Origin of the sequence: Comamonas sp. lk (assembly GCF_900564145.1) — a bacterium.
In the GTDB taxonomy this organism is placed as follows: Bacteria; Pseudomonadota; Gammaproteobacteria; order Burkholderiales; family Burkholderiaceae_C; genus Comamonas.
In genome coordinates, this window is sequence record NZ_UOOB01000001.1 from 3,989,271 (window position 1) to 4,012,841 (window position 23,571).

Here is a 23,571-nt window from a genome sequence, read left to right on the forward strand (position 1 = left end):
ACAAATTGACTCAAACAAGCTCTCTGCTCTTTATGGGCCTACGTAGCAAGCTATTGATTTCGCAGTGTTTGCGCCACGTTTTTGACGATTTCCCGCAGCCAGCGCGTGGCGGCTCCGGTGTGGGAGCGGGCATGCCACAGCTGGTAATAGCCCAGCGGCGGCAACGGTACGGGACAGGGAAGAATAGCCAGCGGCAGGCGCTCGCAAAATCGCTCGCAGAACAGCCGGCCAGAGGTGAGTACAAGCAAGCTTGATGCCACCATGTCGGGAATCAGACTGAAGTGCGCGCAGCGCGCCACGATATGGCGTTGCATGCCCAGAGCGGCCAGTTCCTCGTCAATCACGCCACGCGCGCCCGGATAGGTGGGCGTGGGAGCGATGTGCTCGGCCTCCAGCCATTGCGACACATCCCAGCCCCGACGCACGGCAGGATGCCTGGGGCTGACCAGACAGACCACTTCATCCTCGAACAGGCGAGCCATGTGCAGCCCCTGGGGCGGTTGCGGCCAGTTACCTATCACCACATCCACTTCGCCCTGGGCCAGTTGCCCTTCGTAATGGGCCTCGGCACTCAGGGGCAGGATATCGACCGGGCATTGAGGCGCCTCTTTCTTGAGCGTGGCCACCAACCGGGGCAGAAACTGCGGGTCCAGATAGTCGCTGGCGGCAATGCGAAAAGTGCGCGTGGCCGTGCGCGGATCGAACTGGCGCGCATCGCTGAACAGGCTTTCTGCCGCACGCAGTATGTCGGCAGCCGGTTGCACCATGTGCTGCCCCACCTCGGTAGGCTGCATCTGCGTGCCGGAGCGAACCAGCAAGGCATCGCCCGACAACTCGCGCAGCCGCCTAAGGGCCGCCGAGACCGCCGGCTGATGCATGCCCAGCTTCAGCGCCGCACGCGAGACGCTGCGCTCGGTCAGCACCATGTGCAGCACCCGGATCAGGTGCAGATCTATCTTGTCAAACAGGGTTTGGTCGCGCATAGGCCAACACTGCATGGGCCCACACAGGGGTCAAGGCAGCCATCACTGGTTTTGTATACAAAAGGAAGAAGCGAGCGTAACCCAGCACCCGGTATTGCACAGCCAAGGGATTGCCCTTTCATCGGCAACAATGCCATCGCTGCGCGAGTGATCACACGCTCTTGCATGCACTCAGGTCGAAACTGTCATGACTTCCACACGGTTTCTGCCTTTGCGCTTGGCCGCGTAGCAGGCCATGTCCACCGCCTTCAAGGCCGATGCCACGGTGTGCAGCCTGGAGTCCAGCGCCAGCAGACCTATGCTTGCACCCAACATATAGCGCTGGCCCTCATAAGAACCTTCCCAGTCCTGTACGGCCATGCACAGCAGCTGCGCCACCCGCATGCCCTGCTCCTGGGAGAAACCGGGCAGCAACACCGCAAATTCATCGCCGCCGACCCGCGCCACCCAGCCCTGGGGGCGCACCGAAGCTTCGATCAAACGGGCGATATGGGCCAGCACCTCATCACCCGCCTGCCGACCGCCCTGCCGGTTGACCTGGGCAAAGTGATCCAGATCCAGATAGAGCACCACGCCAGCCCGTCCTTCCGGAGCTATCACCGTCTCGGTCTCGTTGTCGGCCAGATCCAGTGAAACGCTTTCGCGCGGCATGGCAGCGCTCTCCAGCAGCCAGTCCTTGAGGCGCAGCGCAAACGCGGCCCGGTTGGGCAAATGCGTCAAGGTATCGTGCATGGCTTTCCAGCTGGACTGCTCGCGCATCAAACGCTGGGTGGTCACATCTTCCACCTCCCAGACCAGAAAGTCGTCGTTGCTGTCTCGCCTGGGCGCTTCCCAGCTGCGACGCAGACGCTGCATGCTCTGGCCGTGAATTCGCACCCAGACCGGGCTCTTGTCCTTGCGCAACAAGCAGGTCTCGCTATCAAATTGGCCGTAGAGATCCAGATCCCGGCTGACCCGGTTCATCAACTCTTCATAACTTTGCGTAGAGGTGCACAGCCTGCGGATGGGCATGCCCTGCAGCTCCTTGGGTGTATAGCCCAGAACGCGCGCCGCCTGCATGCCCACCCGCTGCACCAACTCGCCATGCGTCACAACCAGACCCACGGGCGCATAGTCCATCAAGGTCTGCAACTGCATCTGCAGTTGCAGCTCACGCTCCTTATGCCCTTCCTGCCCTTGGCCCAGTGCCTGTATGGCGGTGCGCAAGGTGCGGGCCTCGCCCCAATCATGCTCGGACAGGCGCTGCCACCAGTTGGCGCCGCGCACCTGGGGATCGGCCACATCCACCACGCCGCGGCCCAGTGCCCTATCGGCGCGGCGATACAGATCCGTCAGCGGATGCGCCATCAGCGACAGCAGCAGGCCCAGCATCACCACGACCGCCACCAGCACCAGCGCAATCATCAAATACTCTGTTTTGCCAAGATGCGGAGCCCATTCCTTTGCGTCGGAGATCTGCACCAGCACCCACTGGGTCCAGGGCAAGGGCACGGCACTCCAGAGCTGCGTACCGTTGCGCTCGCTGACGGCGCCGGACTGGGCTGCCGTCAACCAGGCGGGGTCTATGTCCTCGGTCACTCCGTTCTCGGGAATGCCCAGCTGCCAGCGGGTACGGGTGCTGTGGGCCAGCAACCGACCATCCTTGGCGTACAGAAACAATCTGGCCGCCTTACCCGATGCATCCGCCTCGAAAGGCAGCAAGGTCTGGGCCGAGACCTTGCTGCTCCCACCCAGCACGCCAAGCAGCGCCCCCTGCTTGTCGCGTATGGCCACCACATGCTGCAGCTCCAGCAGGGAGCCGGCCTCTTCGCTGTGTATCCAGGCTTGCACCAGCGGCTTGCCCTCCAGCAACCCGCGCCTGAGTACATCGCGCACCGGCTCAGGCAAGGCTTGCAAAGGCTGAGCACGGGCCGCGCTCAGATTGAGCAGCAGCTGGCCTTTGCCATCGGCCAGCTGCACTTTTTCATAGAGACGGGCCATGGAGGTGGCCTGCGTCAGCAGCGCCTCCTGCACCTCGCGGGAGTCCTCAATGTGTTCCGCCATCAAGGCTGCCAGAGCCAGCAGCGGTCTTTGCTGCTGCTCCACCCTGAAGGCCAGATTGCGGGAAATCTGCTCCAGCGCCTGCGTACGCATGGGCAGAGCCTCCTCCAGCGCTGCCTGCCTCATGGAATACACCAACCATGTCGCCAAGCCGCCGCTGACCACCAGCAAGGTAACCGCCACCAGCAGCACCATGCCGCGCAGCATCGGGCCGGGCCCACGGCGGCTCCAGGGCAACAGTCGGTCTGTTGCCGCTGCATCCTGCGACTCCGGGGCGACCCAGGGCGGATTGGAGGGAAGAGATGGAGTGCCTTGCGACATGAGAACTCAATATAGAGAGCCCCCTCGCGTTGCCCAACAGGAAGAACCCCAGAGCGCTTGAGTCGTGCTGCGCCTCTTCTCGAGCTATGCCTTCAAGCTGACATTGATTGCGTATGGCAATACTTGGGCAGGTTTGCGATCGCCTCGGTGCGGCGGCATAAAGATCGCAAACACGTTCTTACAATTTCATCAGGCGACCGCCAGCCTTTTCAGCGCCCCCGGTTGCGGCAGGTCGATGACATTGCCCCGCCCCGCAATCAGCCCATGCTCGCGCAACTGGCGCAGCACGCGCGAAAAAGTTTCAGGGGCAATACCCAGCTGGGCCGCAATCAGCCGCTTCCTAGAATGCAGTATGACCCGCAGCCCCCCTTCGACATGGGGCGTGGCATGGTGCAACAACCACTGGGCACAGCGGGCTTCGGCATCCTGGGCCAGGCGGCTTACGGCGAGCTCGGCTTGCGAGCAGTAGGCACTGGCCAGATCCTTGAGCAGCTGCTGTGCCGCTCCGGGCATTTCGGCCACGGCCTGGTGGAACTTCTCCAGCGGAATCACGAACAGACGGCCCTCGCCAAGCGCCTGCATGTCCAGGCACGAGGATTTGCCCAGCAAGGCAAATGCAGCATCCAGCCAGGCCGGCCCCGTCAGCTGCCCCAATTGGTGGCGCAGCACCGACTCCTGCTCCACGCCGAGCAGCACGCTGCCCGTGTCGAGATAGAGCACATGATCAATGGTTTGACGGCGCAGCCTCAGCCATGAGCCTGCAGCAAACGATTCTGGCTGACCAAAACGGGATGCCAGCTGAGACATGGAGGGCAGAGTGAACATAGGGTGCTCACTGTGCCGCGCCCGGGCCAGGCCGGTATTGAGCCAAGTCAATAGAAAAACCGATAGTGCAAGCCCGCCAACGAAAAAGCCGCAACCCTGGGGCTGCGGCTTTGGTTTGAGGACAAACTGCAGTTGTCGCTGCACATACTCTGGGTCACGAAATCAGATCACCCGCTGAGCATCCATCCAGTAAGGCGCGCGGATGTCTTTCTTCAGAACCTTTCCGTTGGGGCTGCGCGGCAGGCTGGCGACGAAGTCGATGCTCTTGGGCGCCTGCACGCTACCCAGGCGGCTCTTGCACTGTGCAATGAGTTCTTCGGCTTGCACAGCACAACCAGGCTTGAGCTCAACCACCGCCTTCACGGCCTCGCCCCATTTTTCATCAGGTACGCCAATCACAGCGCAGTCCTGGACTGCAGGGTGGGCCCAGATCACCTGCTCGACTGCGCTGGGATAGACGTTGAAGCCCCCGGTGATGATCATGTCCTTTTTGCGGTCGGTGATGTGTAGATAGCCATCGGCGTCCAGATAACCGATGTCGCCTGTGTGCAGCCAGCCATCGACGATGGTTTCGGCCGTCTTCTCCGGGGCCTTGTAATAGCCTTTCATCAGCAAGTCGCCGCTGGCGCAGATCTCGCCGGGCATGCCGGGCGCGCAGGGCTTTCCGTCGTCATCGAGGATGGCGACGCTCACCAGTGGTGAAATCCGGCCGCAGGACGACAGGCGCAGGTCGTCGGCCACCTGACCACCCACCAGATGCTCTGCGGGTCGCATGATGGAAATAGTGCCCAGGCATTCCGTCTGACCGTAGAACTCCGTCATCACCGGGCCGAAGACGGAAATCGCTTCGCGCAGCTTTTCAACCGACATGGGCGACGCGCCGTAGAGGAAGTAGCGCAGCGAGGAAAAATCGCGCGTACGGATATCGGGCAGGCTCAGCAGCGCGTAGATCACGGTCGGCGGCAGGAACAGCTCGGTCACGCCATGGCGAGCGATGGCCTCGCACAGGCTGACGGGGTCGGCCTGCTGCAGGATCACCGTCGTGCCGCCGCGCACCGTGCAGGCCAAGGAAGCCAGTCCGGCCGAATGCGTCATCGGTGCAGCCGCCAGGAACACGGGAGTATCGCCAGACCCGTAGTGGCAAGCCATCATGGCGTGAGCCACCATGGTCTGCATGCTGCGGTGCGTGTTCATCACGCCCTTGGGCGCGCCAGTCGTGCCGCCGGTAGGCTGCACGGCGACCACATCGTCCATGGCGTAATGGATGGCCGGCGGGGTTTCGGGCTGGCCCTTGATCAACGTCTCCAGACGGATTGCCGAGCCGGCTTCGCCGTCGATGCAGACCAGCAGTTTCAGCTGCGGCAGTTGGTCCGCAATGGAGGCAATCGCCGGCCAGAATGCCTGCTGGAAGAACAGCACTTCGCAATCGAAGGCCTGCAGCAACTGCGCGTTGTCGGCCACCGAACTGCGCGGGTTGATCGGAACCCAGGCCAGGCCTGCACGCCAGGCCCCGAGTACGCAGGTCCAGGCCACCGGGTCGTTCAGCGACCAGACGGCGGTCTTGGTCTCGCGCGCCAGGCCTCGGTCCAGCAAGGCATTCGCAATCTGGCAAGACAGGACGCCTGTCTGCTGGAAGGTGAAATTGCGCGTATCCATGGCGTAGGCAACGCCGTTCGGATTGCGTTGCCAGCCGCGGTCAAAGAAGTCGATGATTGCCATTCCTGTGTCTCCGTTGTTGTTGAAATCGTTATGCGTTGTGAAATCAGTCCGGCGACTCGACCAGACTGATCAGGTCGGCGCGGTGCTTGATGGACTGGGTGACCAAACTCACCGTGCTCTCGATCACGCCCGGGGTGGTCTCCAGCGTGAGACGCACGATGCTGAACAAATCCTCAAGGCTGCGTGCGGCGAGGATCACGTAGATATTCGAGCTGCCGCTGATGGCGCTGACCTGGCCGATCTCTTTGCGTTCCATGAGGTGCTGGAGCGCCTGCTTGATACTGGCGGGCTCCACCTGGAGGTAGGCCATGGCGGCGATCTCGAAGCCGATCTTTCGGTAGTCACACACGGCGCCAATGTGGATTTGCCGGTTCGCGAGCATGCGGTTGACGCGCTCGCGAATGGTGCTGGCCGAAACGTCCAGCACCCGCCCGATCTCGCGGTTGCTGATACGTCCGTCGAGCTGCAGCTGGTGGATGATGGCATCGTCCAGCGGATCACCCTGAGGCTCGCCCAATGACAGGGCCGAGCTCAGGACCACCACGTCGTAGCGGTACTTGTAGGCCTTGAGCGTCACGCAAGCATCCAGGCGAGCGACGCCCTTCACCTGCGCTATATGGTCTTGCAGCAAGGCCAGCAAGCCGTCGTTGTCCTCGACCAGCGCCGTGATGTGAATCTCGGGGCTGCCCATCATCAGCATCACCGACCCCGCGCCCGCAAAAGCCGCAATGTCTGTCGCCACGTCCTGCGCAGAGCGTCCGCGTATCCAGACCCGGATGAAGCAGAACAGGCGCGTTTTCAGATGCGCGACATTGCGCTGGGCCATGACCCGCATGACGTTGGCTTCGCTCAGCGCGTTGATGCGCGAAGTCACCGTCGCTTCGGTAATGCCAAGTGCCAGGGCAATCGTCTTGGCGGGACGCCGGCCGTCCTCGCGCAGTTGCCGGATGATGTCAAAGTCCAGGCCATCGGGCCGATGATTCTCCACGGTGCTTTCCTCGCCTCTAGGTTTCGTTGCGAAGAATATGTACCACACAGACTGCGCCGGCTCCGAGCATGTGGGCCATGGCGGTGCGGGCGCCCGGATGCTGGCGGCCTTGGGCTTCGCCACGCAATTGGCGAGTGATTTCGCAGATCTGCCCAAGGCCGGTCGGGCCCAGAGGATGGCCCATGGCCAGCAATCCGCCCGACGGGCTTACCGCGACCCGTCCGCCAATGTCGAAGGCACCGGAGCGCAACTCGGCCGCAGCCGTGCCGGGTGCGCACAAACCCATTTGTTCGACATACAGCAGCTCTTCGACCGTGAAGGCATCGTGCATTTCGACAATGTCGAGTTGCTCCGGCCTGACATCGGCTTCGGCGTAAGCCTGCAGCACGGTTTCCTGAGTCAGTGCCGCATCCCAGCCGGTGGCATCGGGGTACAAGCGCTCGCTGCGCGCCGTGGAATTGAGCACGCGCGGTGCCCGCGGCGGCTCAATGCCGTAGCGGCGCAAGGCCTGCTCCGAGGCCACCAGCACGGCAGCCGCACCTTCGCCCACCGGGCAGCATTGCAGCGGAGTCAGAAAACCGGCTACCGGATCGCCGCCCATGATTTCTTCGAGGCTGTAGGCTTGCTGCCGGTGCGCCCAGGGGTTGCGCGCGCCATTGCCCAGATTCTTGACCGCAACCCGGGCGAAATCGGCTGCTGTAGCACCGGACTCTGCCGCGTATTTTTCGGCTAACAGCGCGAAATGCGTGAAGGGCGACACGCGATCGCGTTCCAGAGAATCCAGTCCGTTGTGCGTCTGCCCGAGGGTCAGGGAGCGGGGTTTGTCCACGCCCACGGCCAAGGAAATTTCACTCATGCCTGCAGCGACGTCCATCACCGCATTGCGAAAGGCGGTAGAGCCCGAAGCCGAGGCATTTTCGACCTGCTGCATGGGAATGCCGGTGCATCCAAGGTGGCGCAGCATGGGGCGGGCCGGCGACATGTCCAGCTGGGTGCTGGCCAGATAAGCCGATTCCACGGCGGGCCAGGCGATGCCGGCATCGGCCAGCGCGGCGCGCACGGCGGTGAGTCCGAGCTCCACATAGGAGGTTTGCGAGCGACGCTGGTAGCGGTGGTTCCCGACGCCGATCACATAGACCGGCCGCAGAGCGGAAAGTGCATTGCGCATGATTCAGTTTCCTTCCGGTGCAAAGCGCAACTCGAGCGCAGCGCCCGGTAGCTTGCCTGCGACCAGCGTGCCGAACAGGCGCGCGCCGATCTTGAGTCCGTCCGCGTGCTGCGGTGCCAGCGTGCCGCGCAGCAGCAGCCCGCTGTCCAGACGGATTTCCGCCATGACGAATGGGGTTTCGATATCGGTGCCGTGGTGGCGGTGCACTTCAGCAAAAGAGATCAGCTCACCGGTCGCCGGCAGATCCACATCGGCCAGCGCCTCGCCATGCGCGCCACAGGCTTCGCAGCCATAGCTTTGGCGCGGAAAGCCGATCCGGCTGCATTGGGCACAGCGTGCGGCGAAGACCACTGGAGCGTCGCCGGGGGCAACTCCGTACAGGCTTGGGTGCGCCAGCGGCGCCTCGGATCTCTCAATCATTGTCGTCTCCTACAGGGGTGGGGTCGCGGCCTTGTTGGCAAGCTTTTCTGGCGAATTCACGAAAAAAAATCTCAATACACCTTCTGTTTTAAATACTACAGCATGATTGCGTGGAAATATAGACTTATCAAAGTCCAAAACGTTCATGTTTGATTTTTATATTTGTGTTTTGCTTGCAAAAAACAAAGACTCATGCCTAGAATTCTTCACGGGAAAGGCGGCCGCAAAAGCAGGCCACTGACCCGGCGATGGAGACAAGCGGGCCCCGGCCCGCACCACCGTGCAAGCCCTGTGAAATCGATAAAAAATGATTCAAGGAGACATATGGGACACATCAAACGAGCAGCTCTCGCAGCCGCCTTCGGCGCTGCATTGGTGCCAGCCTGGGCGGATGGCAATTCGATGCGCGACATCATGGGTTTGAAGGCTGTTGGCGGAGGCCCTGGCGTCTTCGGCGTCATCCCGGGCAAAAACATGCTCTCGCTGTATGGCACCGTGGATGCGGGGCTGGGTTACACCCGAGGCAACGGCAAAGGCCTGCTGCGCATAGAGAGCGGCAATGTCTTTGCATCCAAGTGGGGGATTTATGGTCAGGAAGACCTGGGCGGCCAGCTGACGGCGTTCTTCCGCCTGGAAAGCGCTTTCAATGCCGACAGCGGTACGGCGCAGAGCCAGACCTCCTACTTCAACCGCGCGTCCTATGTCGGCTTGGCGAGCCCGCACTGGGGCAATCTGTCCTTGGGGCGGCAACTGAGCGGCGAAGGTGCGATGGCCATCGGTTCCGACGTGTTTCTGGCCAGCGCCCGCCACTCCATCTTTAGCTATCTGGCAGGCTATGCGGACCTGGGCTACGGCTCCTATGTCGATCTGGCACGGGTCAACAATTCCATTAGCTACACCACGCCTCAGCTCGGGCCTTTCAGCATGAATGCTTTTTATGCGTTCAAGAGCAATCCGACGGTAGGACCCCGAACCAAGAACGCCTCGGTCACTATCAGCTACCGCGATGCCACCAATATCGCGACGGCTTCCTACTCGCAAACCTACTGCGAAGCCAGTGCCAACTCTTCGACGCCTTGCCTGCGCGATGCCACGCGGGAGCCGACGGTGCGCACAGACAACGCCCTGCTGACGTATCTGCACGATTTCGGCAGCTTCACCGGCTCTGCGGCCTATCTGTGGAATCGGCCGCGCTTTGCCGGCAACTTCTCATCCCAGATGCTGACGCTGGGCGCGGAAAAACGCGTTGACCGTCATCTGCTGCGCGCCAGCATTGGCTACCGCGACACCACCCAGCCGGGCAACCACGCCTGGGGCATGACGCTGGGAGAAGACTATTACTTCTCCAAGCGCACCTCGCTGTATGCGCGCGTGGGCTTTGTCAAGAACGGGTCCAAATCCGCACAGACCTACAACTTCGATAGCGCAAATGCATTCCCATTGCCAGCCGTGAGCAAGTCCGTGGTGTCTACCTCCATTGGAATTACCCACCATTTCTAAACTCTGAGGCCGGGCTGCGGTCCGGCCGAAAGCGGGGGAACACCTATGACCATGTCCATCGATGCAGGCATCAATGCGCCTGCGGCCGCAGCGCCTGCGCGCAAATCCAATTTCAAACTGATTCTGTCGACCTCCCTGGGCAGCGGCCTGGAGGTCTATGACAACACCATCTTCAGCTATTTCGCCATCGTCATCGGCCAGCAGTTCTTTGCACCAGCCGGCGATTACGGCGCCTTGATGCTGTCCGTGGCCGTGTTTGCCGTCGGCTTTCTGATTCGTCCGCTGGGCAGTCTGTATTTCGGCAGCATGGCGGATCGCCATGGTCGCAAGAAGACACTGTTCGTGACCATCATGCTGATGGCCCTCGGGGTATTGCTGATCACCATTTGCCCGCCCTACAGCCAGATCGGCATTGCCGCGCCTATCATCTTGCTGGTGGGCCGACTGCTGCAGGGATTCTCGCTGGGTGGCGAGTTCGGCGCAGCGACCACGCTGGCCATGGAGTCCAGCTCGACGGGCTCGCGCGGCCATGTGGTCAGCTGGCAAACCGCCTGCCAGGGGGCTGCGACGCTGGCCGGCGCATTGGTCGCATTCTTGCTCACCAAGTACATTCCGCCCGAGCAGTTCCAGTCCTGGGGCTGGCGCATAGGCTTTGCCATCGGCCTGAGCATTGCGCCCGTGGGCCTGTACATCCGCGCGCAGATGTCGGAGACGCTGGACACCACCCGCAGTGCCGCAGCCACGCCGCTGACCGATCTGTGGAAAGGTTATCGCCGCCCAGTGGTGCTGGGCATCCTGATGATGCTGCTCAACTCGTCGATGCTGTACATCGTGGTGCTGTACATGCCAACCTATCTGATGCAGCAGCTGCACTTCCCCAGTTCCACCTCCTACCTGACCAGCATTGTTGCCAGTGCCGTGCTGCTGGTCGTCGTGCCGTTCTCGGGAATGCTGGCCGACCGCATGCAGCGGCGCAAGCCCATCCTGCTGGTCACCATGTTGCTGCCGCCGCTGCTGGCCTATCCGCTGTTCAGCATGCTCACGGGCACGCAGGCCTTGTGGGAAGCCTTGTTGCTGCTGGGCGGCATGATGGCCATCGTCTCGATGGGCAGTGGCGCCTTCCTGCTGCTGCTGCTGGAAGCCTTTCCCGTGAAAGTGCGGGCCAGTGGACTGAGCATCATCTACAGCTTTGGTGTGTCCGTTGTCGGTGGCTGTGCCCAATTGCTGGTTACCTGGTTGATCCGCGTCAGCGGAGACCCTTTGGCGCCGGCCTGGTTCCTGATGGCCTGCGGTGCGATTTCGTATACGGCGCTGCTGCTGTTCCGCGAGCACAAAGCCCACTGATCAGCTCAATCCCCGTCCTGCGCTTTCGGGTGCAGGACCCCAGGGCTGGCGCTGTCTATCGCCCGCCTTTCTTACAATAGAGGAGGCTTCCCATGCAAGCCAGCACCGTCATTTTCAGTGCTCGAAAAATCATCACCATGAATCGCAGCCGCCCCGAAGCGACCCATGTCGCCGTGCGCGACGGTCGCATCCTGGCGGTCGGCAGCCGCGACGAAGTCAGCGGCTGGGGCCCGGCAACATGGGACGACAGCTTCGCCGACAAGGTGCTGATGCCTGGCTTCGTCGAAGGCCACGCCCATTTGCTCGAAGGCAGCATGTGGGAGCACATCTACGTCGGCTATTTCGACCGCCGCGACCCCAGCGGCAAGGTCTGGCCGGGACTGCAATCCATTGATGCAGTGGTGGCGCGGCTGGCGGCGGCCCAGGCGCAACTGAACGACCCACAGCGGCCGCTGATTGGCTGGGGTTTCGATCCCATCTTCTTCGGCGATGAACCGCGCATGACGACCCAGGACCTGGACCGTGTGTCGCGCGAGCGCCCGGTGGTGGTGCTGCACATGAGCAACCACCTGCTCAACGTCAATCGCGCCACGCTGGCCGCCGTGGGCATGGGCAGTCACACGGCTATTGAAGGCGTTCCCAAGGATGAAAGCGGCGAGCCCACGGGCGAGCTGCAGGAGTTCGCGGCCATGTTTCCGGTGTTCCAGCTGCTGAGTGAAAAAGCCGGTTTCAGTCTGGGCGAGAACAAGGACACGGCCTGGAATTTCGCGCACATCGCGCGGCGGGTTGGCATCACAACATCGACCGATCTGGCCAACCCCCTGAGCGAGAGCGGTGTGGCGCATCTGCGCGCGGCCACCGATGACCCGGCCTTTCCTATCCGCCTGCTGCCGGCCTTCGCACCTATGCTGTTCAAGGGCGAGGAGGGACCGGCCCACCTCAAAGCGGTCTGCACGCACAACACGGACAAGCTGCGTTTCGGCCTGGTGAAGCTGGTGCTGGACGGCTCCATCCAGGGTTTTACCGCACGCCTGCGCTGGCCGCATTACTACCAAAACCCGGGCAACACCGGCTCCAGCGGCAACGGCCTGTGGCTGCTGCCACCGTCCCAGCTTGCCAGCCAGCTGGCGAGCTACCACAGCGAAGGCTTCCAGGTGCATATGCACACCAATGGCGACGAAGCCTCCGAAGTGGCCATTGACGCGGTCTCGCAGGTGCTGGCTCTGCACCCGCGCCAGGGCCATCGGCATACGCTGCAGCATGCCCAGATGGTGAATGGAGCCCAGCTCGCGCGCATGGCCGAGCTGGGTCTGTGCGCCAACTTCTTCAGCAACCATATCTATTACTGGGGCGACGCCCACTATGCCAAGACCATGGGTCCGGAGCGGGCGCAGCGCATGAACCCCGCAGCGAGCGCCTTGCGCTGTGGCGTGCCTTTCGGCATGCACTCGGATGCACCGGTGACGCCGCTCGGGCCTTTGTTCACCGCCTGGTGTGCGACCAACCGGCTGACCCTGTCGGGGCGTGTGCTGGGTGAGAGCGAGCGCATTAGCGTTGCGGATGCCTTGCATGCCATCACGCTGGGCACGGCCTGGACGCTCAAGATGGACCATGAAATCGGTAGCATCGAATGCGGCAAGTTCGCAGATTTTGCGGTGTTGGAAGACGACCCGCTGGTCGTGGCTCCCGAACGGCTCAAGGATGTGCGGGTTTGGGGCACGGTACTGGGCGGGCGCGTCATGCCAGCGCATCAGGCATGACGGCCGCTCTGCATTCCGGCGTCACCCACCTGACGGTGATCGGCGGCTTTCTTGGCGCGGGCAAGACCACGCTGCTCAACCATATCCTGAGCAGCGGTTTGAGCGAGCGCACCACGCTGTTGATCAACGATTTCGGCAGCGTGAACATCGACGCGGACGCGATTGCCTGGCGGTCTGGAGACGTCATACAGCTGACCAATGGCTGCATGTGCTGCAGCGTGGGAGGCGACTTTTCCCAGGCGCTGCTGCGCGTCATGGAGCAGCCGCCCGAGCGCATCATCATCGAAACCAGCGGCGTCTCCGATCCCTGGAAAGTCGCCCAGGTCGGCCTGATAGGGCCGCGCCTGCGACTGGACGCCGTGATCGTGCTGGTGGATGCCACATCCGTACGCCAGCATGCGCGGGACCGCTATGTCGGAGAGGTCGTTTTGAGCCAGCTGCACGCCGCCGACATGCTGGTGCTGAACAAGACCGATTTGATCAGCCCGGCACAGCGCAGCGAACTGCACGCCTGGCTGGCCGAAACCGCACCGCGCGCTCCCATCCTGGATGCCGTGAACGGCGCGCTGCCACTGGACTTGCTGCTTCACACGCCGCAGGAAAGAGAGCACGGGCGCAGTGCACGCTTGGGTCAGCCTGGATCTTGGCAGGTCAAGCGGCACGATACGGCATTCTTTCGCTGGCAATGCCTGGATCGGGGCCTGCTGGATGCTCAACGCCTGCAAGAGCAGCTCGACAAGCTGCCCGCTGAAGTCCTGCGCATCAAAGGCTTTGTGCGTCTGTCCAGCGCGCCCGAGCAATGGCAAATGCTGCAATGGGCCGGCCGGCGCTGGCAGTTGACGCCTGCGCCAGAACATCGTGCCGGCGACGAAGCGCAGTTGGTGGCCATTGGCACGCCCGCGGATTTCGACCTCCGGGTGCTGGACCAGGCGTTTGCGCGGGCACGGGCGCAGTAACCTTCAGCACCTCAGGTGCAGTAGTGACTCGGGAAATGGACCGGTAAAAGTGGCGGAGCTCAACTGCGCAACTACACGCCATTGCGACTGCATGCATCTTTCATTTGAGCTCAGAAAAAGCTAGTTAAACAGTTTCACGTTCTCTAAACAACGATTCTTCAAGGAGATCATTAAATGGGCCGTCTGGAAGGAAAAACTGCCATTATCACGGGCGCGGCGAGTGGCATTGGCCGCAGCTCAGCATTGCTGTTCGCTCGCGAGGGCGCTAATGTTGTAATCGCAGACATTGATCACGAGGGTGCTTGCAAAGTTGCGGAGGAGATTGCAAACACCAATGGACGCGCTATCGCGGTGCGTACCGATGTGACCGAGGAACAAAGCATGTTGGCGATGATCGACATGGCCTTGTCCGCCTTCGGGAGCATCAACATCCTCTACAACAATGCGGGAGGTTCCACTCCGCGAGACAGCAATGTGGTCGACGCACCCGTTGACGAGTTCTGGCGAGCCATCAAGCTTGATCTCTGGGGTACTTTCCTCGGTTGCAAACTTGTCATTCCTCACATCGTCAGGGCGGGAGGAGGAGCCATCATTAATACAACTTCGAACGTGGCGTTGATTGGCTGTCCCGGCGTGGATTGCTATACCGCCGCCAAAGGAGGTGTCGCGGCACTCACTCGCTCCCTTGCTGTTGAGTTCGCCTCCAAGCGTATTCGTGTCAACGCCATTGCGCCAACTATAACGATGACGCCACGCGTGGCCGAGCGAATCAAGACAGCCGTCGGAGCAAGTGGACATGCCTCACGAAATCATCTGGGCCTCGCTTACCCTGAAGATATTGCGCTCACTGCGCTCTATCTAGCATCAGACGACTCTCGTATGACGACTGGTTCGATTCAAGCGCCAGATGGGGGCTCAACGATCTCATGAGCTAAGAGCCGCTAACACGACTTCCCCTGAGACCGGCATGAAGCATTTATGCTTCATGCTCTCATGGCAAGACAACCCGTTAGCAAAGAGCTGGTCGATTCACTTTGAATTGAGCGACTGCATACGGTCTCAGGGGTGTTCTCGGATTTATTCACGGGGGTTCCCGCGCTAGCGAATCCAACCCATTGAATCTTCGATAGAAAAAGCGCTCATAAAGAGCGCTTTTTCTATTAGGGAAAGGGAGTTTACGACTTTGGTGCCGCAACCCACTCCATGGAAAGCCGCATGGATACTAGGCCGATGTTTACGACTTTAATTACCCAGAATAACAGACGCATCAGTTCACCGAAGCGCCAGACTCGTACCAGTTCTTGACCAGATTGCGCTCGTCATCCGACAGGGCGCCAGGATTGCCGAAAGGCATTTTGCGCAACTGAACCACTTGTTGGTAGATCTGCTGGGCATGCGATTTGACGGCTTCCGGAGAATCCAGGCGCACGCTCTTTTGCTGAATGGCCGCACCGTGGCACAGCACGCAATGCTGTTGGAACACGGCATTGACCTTGGCAAAGCCATCACCGCCTGCAGCGGCTACCGCAGGAGCGGCTGGCACGGCAGCTTCAGGTGCCGCAGCAGGCGCAGTTGCCGAAGCTTCAGGCGCTGGAGCAGCAGGAGCCACCGCAGCAGGAGCGGGAGCGGCGGCAGGAGTTACAGCGGCAACAGGAGCAGGAGCCGGCTTGAGCCAGGCAAACACGGCAATCAGCGCGACCACGCCCACTGCTGCATAAGGCCAGGGGTGGCTGTTGCGACCCAGCTTGAAGCCATGGCGCATCACAAAGAACTGGCGAATGGCAGCACCGGCAAACATCATGCCGATCAGAACCAGCCAGTTCAGCTCATGGCTGTACAGCCAACCGTAGTGGTTGGACAACATGGCGAACAGCACGGGCAACGTGAAGTAGGTGTTGTGCACGCTGCGCTGCTTGGCGCGCTGGCCGTGCAGAGGGTCCACAGGCTGACCGGCCTTCAGAGCCGCCACCACCTTGCGCTGGCCAGGGATGATCCAGAAGAACACGTTGGCACTCATGGAAGTCGCGATCATCGCGCCCATCAGCAGGAAGGCAGCCTGGCCGGGGAAGATGTGGCAGGCCAGGAAGGCGGCAATACACACCAGCACCAGCACCATGGCGCCAACGGTGGCGTCGCCATTCTTCTTCTGACCGAAGGTACGGCAGATGAAGTCATACAGCAGCCAGAAGACGACCAGGAAGGACAGTGCGGAGCCGATGGCTGCAGCCGAGCTCATGGCATTCGGATCACCGGGATTGACCAGATAAATCTTGGCATTCCACAGATAAGAAACTGTCAGCAGCGCAAAGCCGGACAGCCAGGTGGTGTAGCTCTCCCAGTAGAACCAATGCAGGTGATCCGGCATCTTGGGAGGTGAGACATTGAACTTGACGGGGTGGTAGAAACCACCGCCGTGCACAGCCCAGAGTTCGCCGCTGACGCCTTGTTTCTTCAAGTCTTCATCGACAGGCGGCGTCAAGCTGCTGTCCAGGAACACGAAATAGAAAGAGGAGCCCACCCAGGCAATGGCGGTAATGACGTGGAGCCAACGCAATAGCAGGTTGGCCCAGTCGAGAATGTAGCTTTCCATAGCTCTCAACCTTGGCAGCGTGGGGCTGCCGTTCAACCTGCTCACCACTGCGGGCGCTCTGAGCAGTAGAAAAGGCCACGCTCCCTAGGCTAAAAGCTTAGGGGCACCGCTGCGACCTGTCTGTTGACAAAAATTGTATACACTTAACTACGTCAAGCCAATCAAACAATGCTTCTCAAGCCTCAGTGATTTCCCTTGGTTGGGCATTTTTTGGCTCCGTTGCGCACTGGCTGCTCCACTGAAAACCGATGTTTCGCAGGGCTGACGTCATCTGCAACCCAGCCAGAGGTCGATGCCGGGCGGCCCGGGAACCGGGCATTCTGATTGGCGAAGACGGATGCTTCAGTGCTGCAGGTTTTGCAGCAGCTGCGCGGCAACGGCGACGGCAATCACATCGGGCTCCTTGCCCGTGATGCCGGCCACACCAATAGGGCAGGTCACTTGTGCCAGCTCTGTGTCGCTAAAGCCTCTATCGCGCAAACGGCGCCTGAAGGTTGCCCATTTGGTTTTGCTGCCTATGAGGCCGATGAAACCCAGATCGGCTCTGGCCCGCTGACGCAGCAGGCACTGGGCCACGATCTCCAGATCCTCTGCATGGCTGAAGCTCATGATCAGCACCTGCGACTGTGCAGGCAAATCGTGCACCGCTGACTGCACGGGATCGGAGTACTCGCATTGCACACCCAAGGCCACATCCTCGGGAAATACGGCGTCACGGCTATCCACCCAGACAACACGGTACGGCAGGCAAGAGAGTATGCGCACCAGGGCATGGCCCACATGCCCGGCCCCAAACAAGGCGACGCTGCGCGAAGGCATGGGCAGCAAGGCCTGCAAGCGCTGCTGCTCTCCCGCTGCATAAAACGTATAGCTGAGAACCACGGCACCGCCACAGCACTGCCCCAGACTGGGGCCTAGCGCGTAGTGCTGAGTCACGGGCTGTGCCGACGCCTCAGCCCCAGGCGGCTGGGCCACCAAACGCCGGGCATGCTCTATGGCCTGCCATTCCAGATGGCCTCCGCCAATGGTTCCGAACACGGTATCGGCAAAAACGGCCATCCACGCCCCTGCTTCACGCGGAGCCGATCCGCGCGTGCTCGCCACCTGCACCCAGCACAGCGGTTGCTCCGCCACGCGGGCCAGAATGCTTTTGTATGACTGACTCCACATCCCTGCATATTCACTGATTTTTGGCAACTGCTCAGATAGAAACTGATATGAACTGCGCATCAAAGCTGCCATACCCGCAGCACCTCCTACAGCAGCTTCACCTGACTTCTGCTGTACTTGCGCACTGCGGCGCAGTATCTTTTTGTGACCGTGGCGGCGAATCTCTGCGGTTTCCCCGCCACGGCGGCATTTGGAGATACGCTTGACCTATGTCGGAGAACACTGAAATGCCCCAAAACTCACAGCCAACCGTCACTCCCGCCGAGCGCAAGAACCCTTTGCGCTGGGCGGCGGCCATGGTCGCCTCGATCACAGCCCTGATTACTGGCTGCCAGATCGTGCCCGGAAGCATGGGTCCCGGCCCCGGTCCTAGCCAAGGCCCCGCCCCCTTCTCTTCCTCCGCCACCACACCCAAAGCCTACCGCCAGGATGCGGCCAAGCATGTTTACGCCCGCAATGCGGATCGCATCTACAAGGGCATGCTGCCGCCCATGCTCTATGCAGTCGGCGTGCTGCAGGTCTCGGTCGATGGTCAGGGCCGTGTCACCAAGCTGCAGTGGATGCGCGCGCCATCGCATGCGCCCGAAGTGGTCTCGGAGATTGAACGCACGGTACGCTCTGCGGCGCCCTTCCCCGCCCCTGCACGCATGGGGCAGGTGGTTTACACCGACACCTGGCTTTGGGATAAATCCGGCCGCTTCCAGCTCGACACGCTGACCGAAGGCCAGCGAGAGCAATAGCGGCCGCAAAGCTCAAATAGGATCCATCCATGAAAAAACCGGCCAAATGGCCGGTTTTTGACGAGGAGAGCATGTGCTCCCTGGCGGCGTGGCCGCTTATTCAACCACTCTGGAGATCTTGGTGCCTTGCAGCGACACACCGGCTTCCAGGCCCGCATTGGTCAGCACATAGCTGGTCACAGGTGCAGGAGCGGTTGTGGTGTCTATGCCACCGTTCACACCAATGCGGCCAGCGGCCACCGTGGCGTCGGCACCCACGGCCCAGCCGTCGCTTTTGACGAACTTATCCAGCGCCTCCTGTGTGTTGAACACATAGATGACGGCCTTGGACTGTCCGCCGGCCTGCCAGCCGATCGAGGCACCTGTCGTACTGTAGTAGCCCTTGTTTTGGCCACCAACGCGCAGCACGCCACGGCCGTGCTCCACACCCACCACAAAGCTGCCGCCAATCACCGATGGGAAGATCAGCACGCCCTTGGCGTTCTGCACCATTTGCTTGGAGCCCGGCGCCGTCTGATACAGGCGCTCCAGCGCCGCATTGGCACGGGTGTTGATGGTCGTGGAATCCGAACGCGGCGCGGCCGATGTTTCAGGCTTGGTCGTCGTGCAAGCTGCCAGAGACAGCGCACCAGCAGCTACCGCAACAGCCATCGCAACCGAACGCACAGAGATTTGACGCATACCAATTCCTTTCAAGGCTATGAATGTGTGTTGCACATCCCGAAGTTCCAATTCCCCTGATCTGCGTTTTTCCGGACCGTGCTCCACCTCCAGCGCAGCAGCCCACAACAGACAGGGAGAATTCAATCCTAGTGCGCTCTGTATCAGAAAGCTCGCACATCGGCCCTGTTTGAGGGTTCGACCTACAGAGCACCCCGGATTTTTCTGGGAAACCCGTGCACTTGCGCCACAGGATTCCCCGGCCACCATAACCTGATCACGCACTGCTGCTACAAAAACGACAGCAATGATTGACATTGAGCAAGCCCGAATCTCGCTAGCATTGACACGCCCCATCACCACTGAGTTCTGGTTTCAAAAGGAAGTTCATGAAGTTCTGGAGTTACTTTCACCATCCCCATGCGGCCATGGTGCTGCTGCGCGTCACGCTGGCCGTGCTGATGCTGTTTCACGGCTGGGCCAAGATTCACCATGGCATCGGCGGCATCGAAAACATGGTGAAAGCCCTGGGCGCGCCAGGCTGGCTGGCCTATGGCGTATATCTGGGCGAAGTGGTGGCCCCGCTGTTTCTGATCGTCGGCCTGTGGGTGACGCCTGCCGCGCTGGTAATCGCCGTCAACATGCTGGTGGCGTTTGCGCTGGTGCACACCAAGCAGGTGTTCACGCTGCAAAGCTCGGGCGGCTGGGCGCTGGAGCTGCAGGTGCTTTTTTTCGTCACCGCCCTGGTCGTGGCCATGAGTGATTCCAAAAGCAAATGAATCCGCGATAGCGGACATAAAACAAGAGCGGCTTGCGCTGATTAACAAAGGGTTTCAGATATTTTTCTATCTGAAACTCAATCTTGATCAGCGCAAGCCGCTCTTGCTTTTGCCATGTCTCTCAGTCAAAGAGATGCGCCTTCAGCGCGCTGCGGTCAGGAACCGCGATAGGTGGAATAGCTCCAGGGGCTGACCAGCAACGGCACGTGATAGTGCTGCTCCACATTGGCCACGCCAAAGTCCAGGCTCACCTTGTTCAGAAAGCTGGGCTCGGGCAGTTGCACGCCACGGGCCTTGAAATAAGCCGCCACATCAAAGGTCAGGCGGTAAGTGCCCACCTTCAGCGTGCTGTTGTCAAACAAAGGCGCATCGGTGCGTCCATCGTGATTCAGCACCAGGCTTTTGATCAGCGTGACCTTGTCGCCTTCGGTGGAAAACAGCTCGACTGCCATGCCCGCAGCGGGGCAGCCGTTCATGGTGTCTAGAACGTGGGTGCTCAGGCCCATGGATATCTCCTCAGCGGCGGAATTGTTCCCGCCATCAGTGTGTAAAAGTGGATCGGCGCATGCCAGCAGGCACGCCAAAGCGGACCCTGCTTGATTAAAGTGTATACAGTTCTTGTACTCCATCCAAGGCTTTACTGCCCTGACTTCTACGCACATACCCGCAGCGTGTCAGGCCAGCTGCCCTGCAGATGCCCGTTGCGCTTCTAAACTCTGCAGCACCATCAACGATTACAAGGAGACAAGTATGCAAATGCGCCACACCGTGCTGGCAGCCAGCCTGGCCTTGGCCATTGCCGGCCTGACGGCTTGCAGCGCCCCGCAGGCCGTTCGAACCGAAGCGCCAGCCGCTGCCGTGGAGAATGTGACAAAGCCTGCGGCCACCGCCCCCATTGTCCAGACTCAAGCCGCTCAGGCCGCATCGGCGGCCTACGACTTCGATATGGATGTTTTCCATCCAGTCGTTGGCAAAAACGGCATGGTGGCCAGCGAGCAGGAACTGGCCACGCAAATCGGTCTGGACATTCTCAAAGCCGGCGGCAATGCCATGGATGCGGCGGTAGCCGTGGGCTTTGCGCTGGCAGTGGCCTTGCCCAATGCCGGCAATATCGGCGGTGGCGGCTTCATGATGGTGCATGACGCCAAGACCGGCAAAGACATCGCCCTGGATTTTCGCGAGACCGCCCCCAAAGGCGCCTCGCGCAATATGTACCTGGATGCGCAAGGCAAGGTCATAGACGGCAAATCGCTCTACACCCACTACGCCGTGGGCGTGCCCGGCACGGTGGCCGGTATGACGCATGCACTGTCGAAATGGGGTTCCATGCCGCTGAGCCGGGTCATGGCTCCGGCCATTGCACTGGCCGACAAAGGCTACCCCGTGAGCGTGACCCTGGCCAAGACACTGAGCCAGGAAAAAAAGAATATGGGCCAGTGGCCCGCCACACAGGCCATCTTCTGGAAAAACGGCACACCGCTCAAGGCGGGTGAACTGCTGCAGCAAAAGGACCTGGCCCAGTCCATGCGCCTGATCAGCCAGCAAGGCGCCAAGGCGTTCTACCAGGGAGCGATTGCACAAAAACTGGCCAGCGAAATGGCAGCACATGCCAATGCACTGACGCTGCAGGATTTGCGCGACTACAAGGTGGTGGAGCGCGAACCCGTGCGCGGCAACTACCGCGGCTACCAGGTCGTGACCATGCCGCCGCCGTCTTCGGGCGGCGCGCACTTGCTGCAGATTCTCAACCTGATGGAGCGCTGGCCCATGAACCAGTGGGGCGCCGACAGCGCCCAGAGCGTGCACTACATGACAGAGGCCATGAAACTGGCCTATGCCGACCGCTCCGAGTACCTGGGCGATCCGGATTTCGTGAAGATTCCGCTCAAGGGCCTGATCTCCAAAAACTACGCCAATGAGCTGGCGGCCACCATCAAGCCCCAGCAGGCCAGAGCCAGCAGCGACATCAAGCCAGGCAAGCCCCAGCCTTATGAAAGCGACCAGACCACGCATTACTCCGTGGTGGACAAGGCCGGCAACGCCGTGGCCGTGACCTATACGCTCAACACCAACTTTGGCAGCGGCATTGTGGCCAAGGGCACGGGCATTTTGCTCAATAACGAGATGGACGACTTCTCGGCCAAGCCCGGCGTCGCCAACGCCTACGGCCTGGTGGGCGGCGATGCCAATGCGGTGGCGGCCAACAAGCGCCCCCTGTCTTCCATGACGCCCACCCTGGTGCTCAAGGACGGCAAGCCGGTGCTGGTGACCGGCAGCCCCGGCGGCGCGCGCATCATCACCACGGTGCTGCAGCAAATCGTCAACCGCATCGACTACGGCATGAACCCCGCCGAAGCAGCGGCCACACCGCGCTTTCACCACCAGTGGACGCCGGATGAGCTGCGCATCGAGAAAGGCTTTAGCGCCGACACGATCGCTCTGCTCAAGCAATGGGGACACAAGGTTGCACTGAAGCCTTCCATGGGCCGCACGCAAACCATCGAGATCAAGGACGGCATGCTCTATGGCGCATCCGACCCGCGCAATCCGGACGGAAAAACCATGGGGTTCTAATTTCGCCGCTTTAAAGTAAAAAAAGCCGCACTCACTGAGTGCGGCTTTTCTTTCAAGACGGCTATCGCCGCCTTCCCCACCTAGGCTTTAGGACTCAACCTTCTGGCCGATCTCGAAATTGGCCTGGATTTCCAGAGCGCGCACCATGCCGGAATGATCCCAGCCCGCGCCGCCGTGGGCGACGCAGCTGTTGAACAATTCCTGGGCCTGAGCCGTGTTGGGCAGGGACACGCCGAGCTGACGAGCGCTGGACAGGGCCAGGTTCAAGTCCTTCTGGTGCAGGGCGATACGGAAGCCGGGGTCAAACGTGCGCTTGATCATGCGTTCGGCATGCACTTCCAGAATCTTGGAAGAGGCAAAACCGCCCAGCAGGGCTTCACGCACGCGGGCTGGATCGGCACCGGCGCGCGATGCGAACAGCAGGGCTTCGGCCACGGCTTCGATGTTCAGCGCCACGATGATCTGGTTGGCCACCTTGGCCGTCTGGCCGTCGCCATTGCCGCCCACCAGGGTGATGTTCTTGCCCATCTTCTCGAACAAGGGCTTGACGCGCTCGAAAGCAGCATCGGGGCCGCCGATCATGATGGACAGTGTGCCGTTCTTCGCACCGACTTCGCCGCCGGAGACGGGAGCATCCAGGTACTGGGCGCCCACAGCTTCGATGCGCTTGGCGAATTCCTTGGTGGCCACGGGCGAGATGGAGGACATGTCCACCACGATCTTGCCGCTGCTGCCCTTGAGGCCAGCGGCCACGCCGTCTTCACCGAACAGCACTTTTTCGACGTCAGGCGTGTCGGGAACCATCACGAAGATGATGTCGGCGCGCTCGGCCACTCCACGTGCGGTGGTGCATTGCGTAGCACTGGTTTCAGCGATGTTGGCAGGCACCTTGCCGTGCGTGTTGACAAACAGCTGGTGACCAGCCGAAATCAGGTGGCCGCACATGGGGGCGCCCATGATGCCCAGACCGATAAAGCCCAGCTTGAGGGACGATGCGTTCATGGTGTTCTCCTAGTCTTCTAAATACGCTTATT

General features: G+C 61.1%; 20 protein-coding genes. 8 read left to right on the forward strand and 12 right to left on the reverse strand.

What is annotated here, in order from left to right; translation table 11 throughout:
• Positions 1-50: 50 nt before the first annotated feature.
• The 7 genes from EAO39_RS18190 to EAO39_RS18220 all read right to left on the reverse strand — a co-directional run bounded on the left by EAO39_RS18190 (position 51) and on the right by EAO39_RS18220 (position 8,464).
• Positions 51-983: a LysR family transcriptional regulator gene (locus tag EAO39_RS18190; protein WP_120970325.1), complete on the reverse strand. Its 933-nt coding sequence runs from the start codon at positions 981-983 to the stop codon at positions 51-53.
• 171 nt (positions 984-1,154) lie between these two features.
• Positions 1,155-3,344 (reverse strand): diguanylate cyclase, encoded by a 2,190-nt coding sequence (locus EAO39_RS18195; RefSeq protein WP_240467048.1) that lies wholly within the window; start codon positions 3,342-3,344, stop codon positions 1,155-1,157.
• A gap of 189 nt (positions 3,345-3,533) precedes the next feature.
• Positions 3,534-4,169: a Crp/Fnr family transcriptional regulator gene (locus EAO39_RS18200; protein ID WP_120970329.1), complete on the reverse strand. Its 636-nt coding sequence runs from the start codon at positions 4,167-4,169 to the stop codon at positions 3,534-3,536.
• Between the two features lie 162 nt (positions 4,170-4,331).
• Positions 4,332-5,888, reverse strand: coding sequence for an AMP-binding protein (locus EAO39_RS18205; RefSeq protein WP_120970331.1), 1,557 nt, complete (start codon positions 5,886-5,888; stop codon positions 4,332-4,334).
• Positions 5,889-5,931: 43 nt separating this feature from the next.
• Positions 5,932-6,876 carry an Lrp/AsnC family transcriptional regulator gene (locus EAO39_RS18210; protein ID WP_162989611.1) on the reverse strand — a complete coding sequence of 315 codons (945 nt, stop codon included), beginning with the start codon at positions 6,874-6,876 and terminating at the stop codon, positions 5,932-5,934.
• Between the two features lie 16 nt (positions 6,877-6,892).
• On the reverse strand, positions 6,893-8,044 hold the full coding sequence (locus tag EAO39_RS18215; RefSeq protein WP_120970335.1) for a thiolase family protein: 1,152 nt from the start codon (positions 8,042-8,044) through the stop codon (positions 6,893-6,895).
• Between the two features lie 3 nt (positions 8,045-8,047).
• The gene (locus tag EAO39_RS18220; RefSeq protein WP_120970337.1) at positions 8,048-8,464 is read right to left on the reverse strand and encodes an OB-fold domain-containing protein; all 417 of its coding nucleotides are present in this window, start codon (positions 8,462-8,464) and stop codon (positions 8,048-8,050) included.
• 324 nt (positions 8,465-8,788) lie between these two features.
• Here EAO39_RS18220 and EAO39_RS18225 point away from each other — a divergent pair, with 324 nt between their 5' ends.
• From EAO39_RS18225 to EAO39_RS18245, 5 genes are all read left to right on the forward strand, one after another.
• Positions 8,789-9,964, forward strand: coding sequence for a porin (locus EAO39_RS18225; protein WP_162989612.1), 1,176 nt, complete (start codon positions 8,789-8,791; stop codon positions 9,962-9,964).
• A 45-nt stretch (positions 9,965-10,009) separates the two neighbouring features.
• Complete coding sequence (locus tag EAO39_RS18230) at positions 10,010-11,308, forward strand: MFS transporter (RefSeq protein WP_120970341.1); 1,299 nt, start codon at positions 10,010-10,012, stop codon at positions 11,306-11,308.
• A 92-nt stretch (positions 11,309-11,400) separates the two neighbouring features.
• Positions 11,401-13,068, forward strand: coding sequence for an amidohydrolase (locus EAO39_RS18235; RefSeq protein WP_120970343.1), 1,668 nt, complete (start codon positions 11,401-11,403; stop codon positions 13,066-13,068).
• Positions 13,065-14,024: a GTP-binding protein gene (locus EAO39_RS18240; protein ID WP_120970345.1), complete on the forward strand. Its 960-nt coding sequence runs from the start codon at positions 13,065-13,067 to the stop codon at positions 14,022-14,024. Before EAO39_RS18235 ends, EAO39_RS18240 begins: the two co-directional genes overlap by 4 nt.
• 174 nt (positions 14,025-14,198) lie before the next feature.
• Positions 14,199-14,954 (forward strand): SDR family oxidoreductase, encoded by a 756-nt coding sequence (locus EAO39_RS18245; RefSeq protein WP_120970347.1) that lies wholly within the window; start codon positions 14,199-14,201, stop codon positions 14,952-14,954.
• Positions 14,955-15,291: 337 nt separating this feature from the next.
• Here the strand turns inward: EAO39_RS18245 and EAO39_RS18250 are convergent, their stop codons facing one another.
• Together EAO39_RS18250 and xdhC are read right to left on the reverse strand one after the other, a co-directional pair.
• A complete protein-coding gene (locus tag EAO39_RS18250) occupies positions 15,292-16,614 on the reverse strand; it encodes a urate hydroxylase PuuD (RefSeq protein WP_120970349.1) in 1,323 nt (440 codons plus the stop codon).
• A 342-nt stretch (positions 16,615-16,956) separates the two neighbouring features.
• Positions 16,957-17,784: a xanthine dehydrogenase accessory protein XdhC gene (gene xdhC / locus EAO39_RS18255; RefSeq protein ID WP_120970351.1), complete on the reverse strand. Its 828-nt coding sequence runs from the start codon at positions 17,782-17,784 to the stop codon at positions 16,957-16,959.
• Positions 17,785-18,011: 227 nt separating this feature from the next.
• On the opposite strand from xdhC, the gene EAO39_RS18260 reads away from it, so the two are divergent.
• Positions 18,012-18,524, forward strand: a complete 513-nt coding sequence (locus EAO39_RS18260; protein WP_240467049.1) for a hypothetical protein — start codon at positions 18,012-18,014, stop codon at positions 18,522-18,524.
• A 96-nt stretch (positions 18,525-18,620) separates the two neighbouring features.
• Here the strand turns inward: EAO39_RS18260 and EAO39_RS18265 are convergent, their stop codons facing one another.
• On the reverse strand, positions 18,621-19,205 hold the full coding sequence (locus tag EAO39_RS18265) for a YSC84-related protein (RefSeq protein ID WP_120970353.1): 585 nt from the start codon (positions 19,203-19,205) through the stop codon (positions 18,621-18,623).
• Between the two features lie 368 nt (positions 19,206-19,573).
• Here EAO39_RS18265 and EAO39_RS18270 point away from each other — a divergent pair, with 368 nt between their 5' ends.
• Positions 19,574-19,963, forward strand: a complete 390-nt coding sequence (locus EAO39_RS18270) for a DoxX family protein (RefSeq protein ID WP_120970355.1) — start codon at positions 19,574-19,576, stop codon at positions 19,961-19,963.
• A gap of 155 nt (positions 19,964-20,118) precedes the next feature.
• Here the strand turns inward: EAO39_RS18270 and uraH are convergent, their stop codons facing one another.
• A complete protein-coding gene (uraH, locus tag EAO39_RS18275; RefSeq protein ID WP_120970357.1) occupies positions 20,119-20,469 on the reverse strand; it encodes a hydroxyisourate hydrolase in 351 nt (116 codons plus the stop codon).
• Positions 20,470-20,713: 244 nt separating this feature from the next.
• Between uraH and ggt the strand changes: the two genes are divergently transcribed.
• On the forward strand, positions 20,714-22,537 hold the full coding sequence (gene ggt, locus EAO39_RS18280) for a gamma-glutamyltransferase (protein ID WP_120970359.1): 1,824 nt from the start codon (positions 20,714-20,716) through the stop codon (positions 22,535-22,537).
• An 87-nt stretch (positions 22,538-22,624) separates the two neighbouring features.
• Here the strand turns inward: ggt and glxR are convergent, their stop codons facing one another.
• Positions 22,625-23,539: a 2-hydroxy-3-oxopropionate reductase gene (gene glxR / locus EAO39_RS18285; RefSeq protein ID WP_120970361.1), complete on the reverse strand. Its 915-nt coding sequence runs from the start codon at positions 23,537-23,539 to the stop codon at positions 22,625-22,627.
• Between the last annotated feature and the right edge of the window lie 32 nt (positions 23,540-23,571).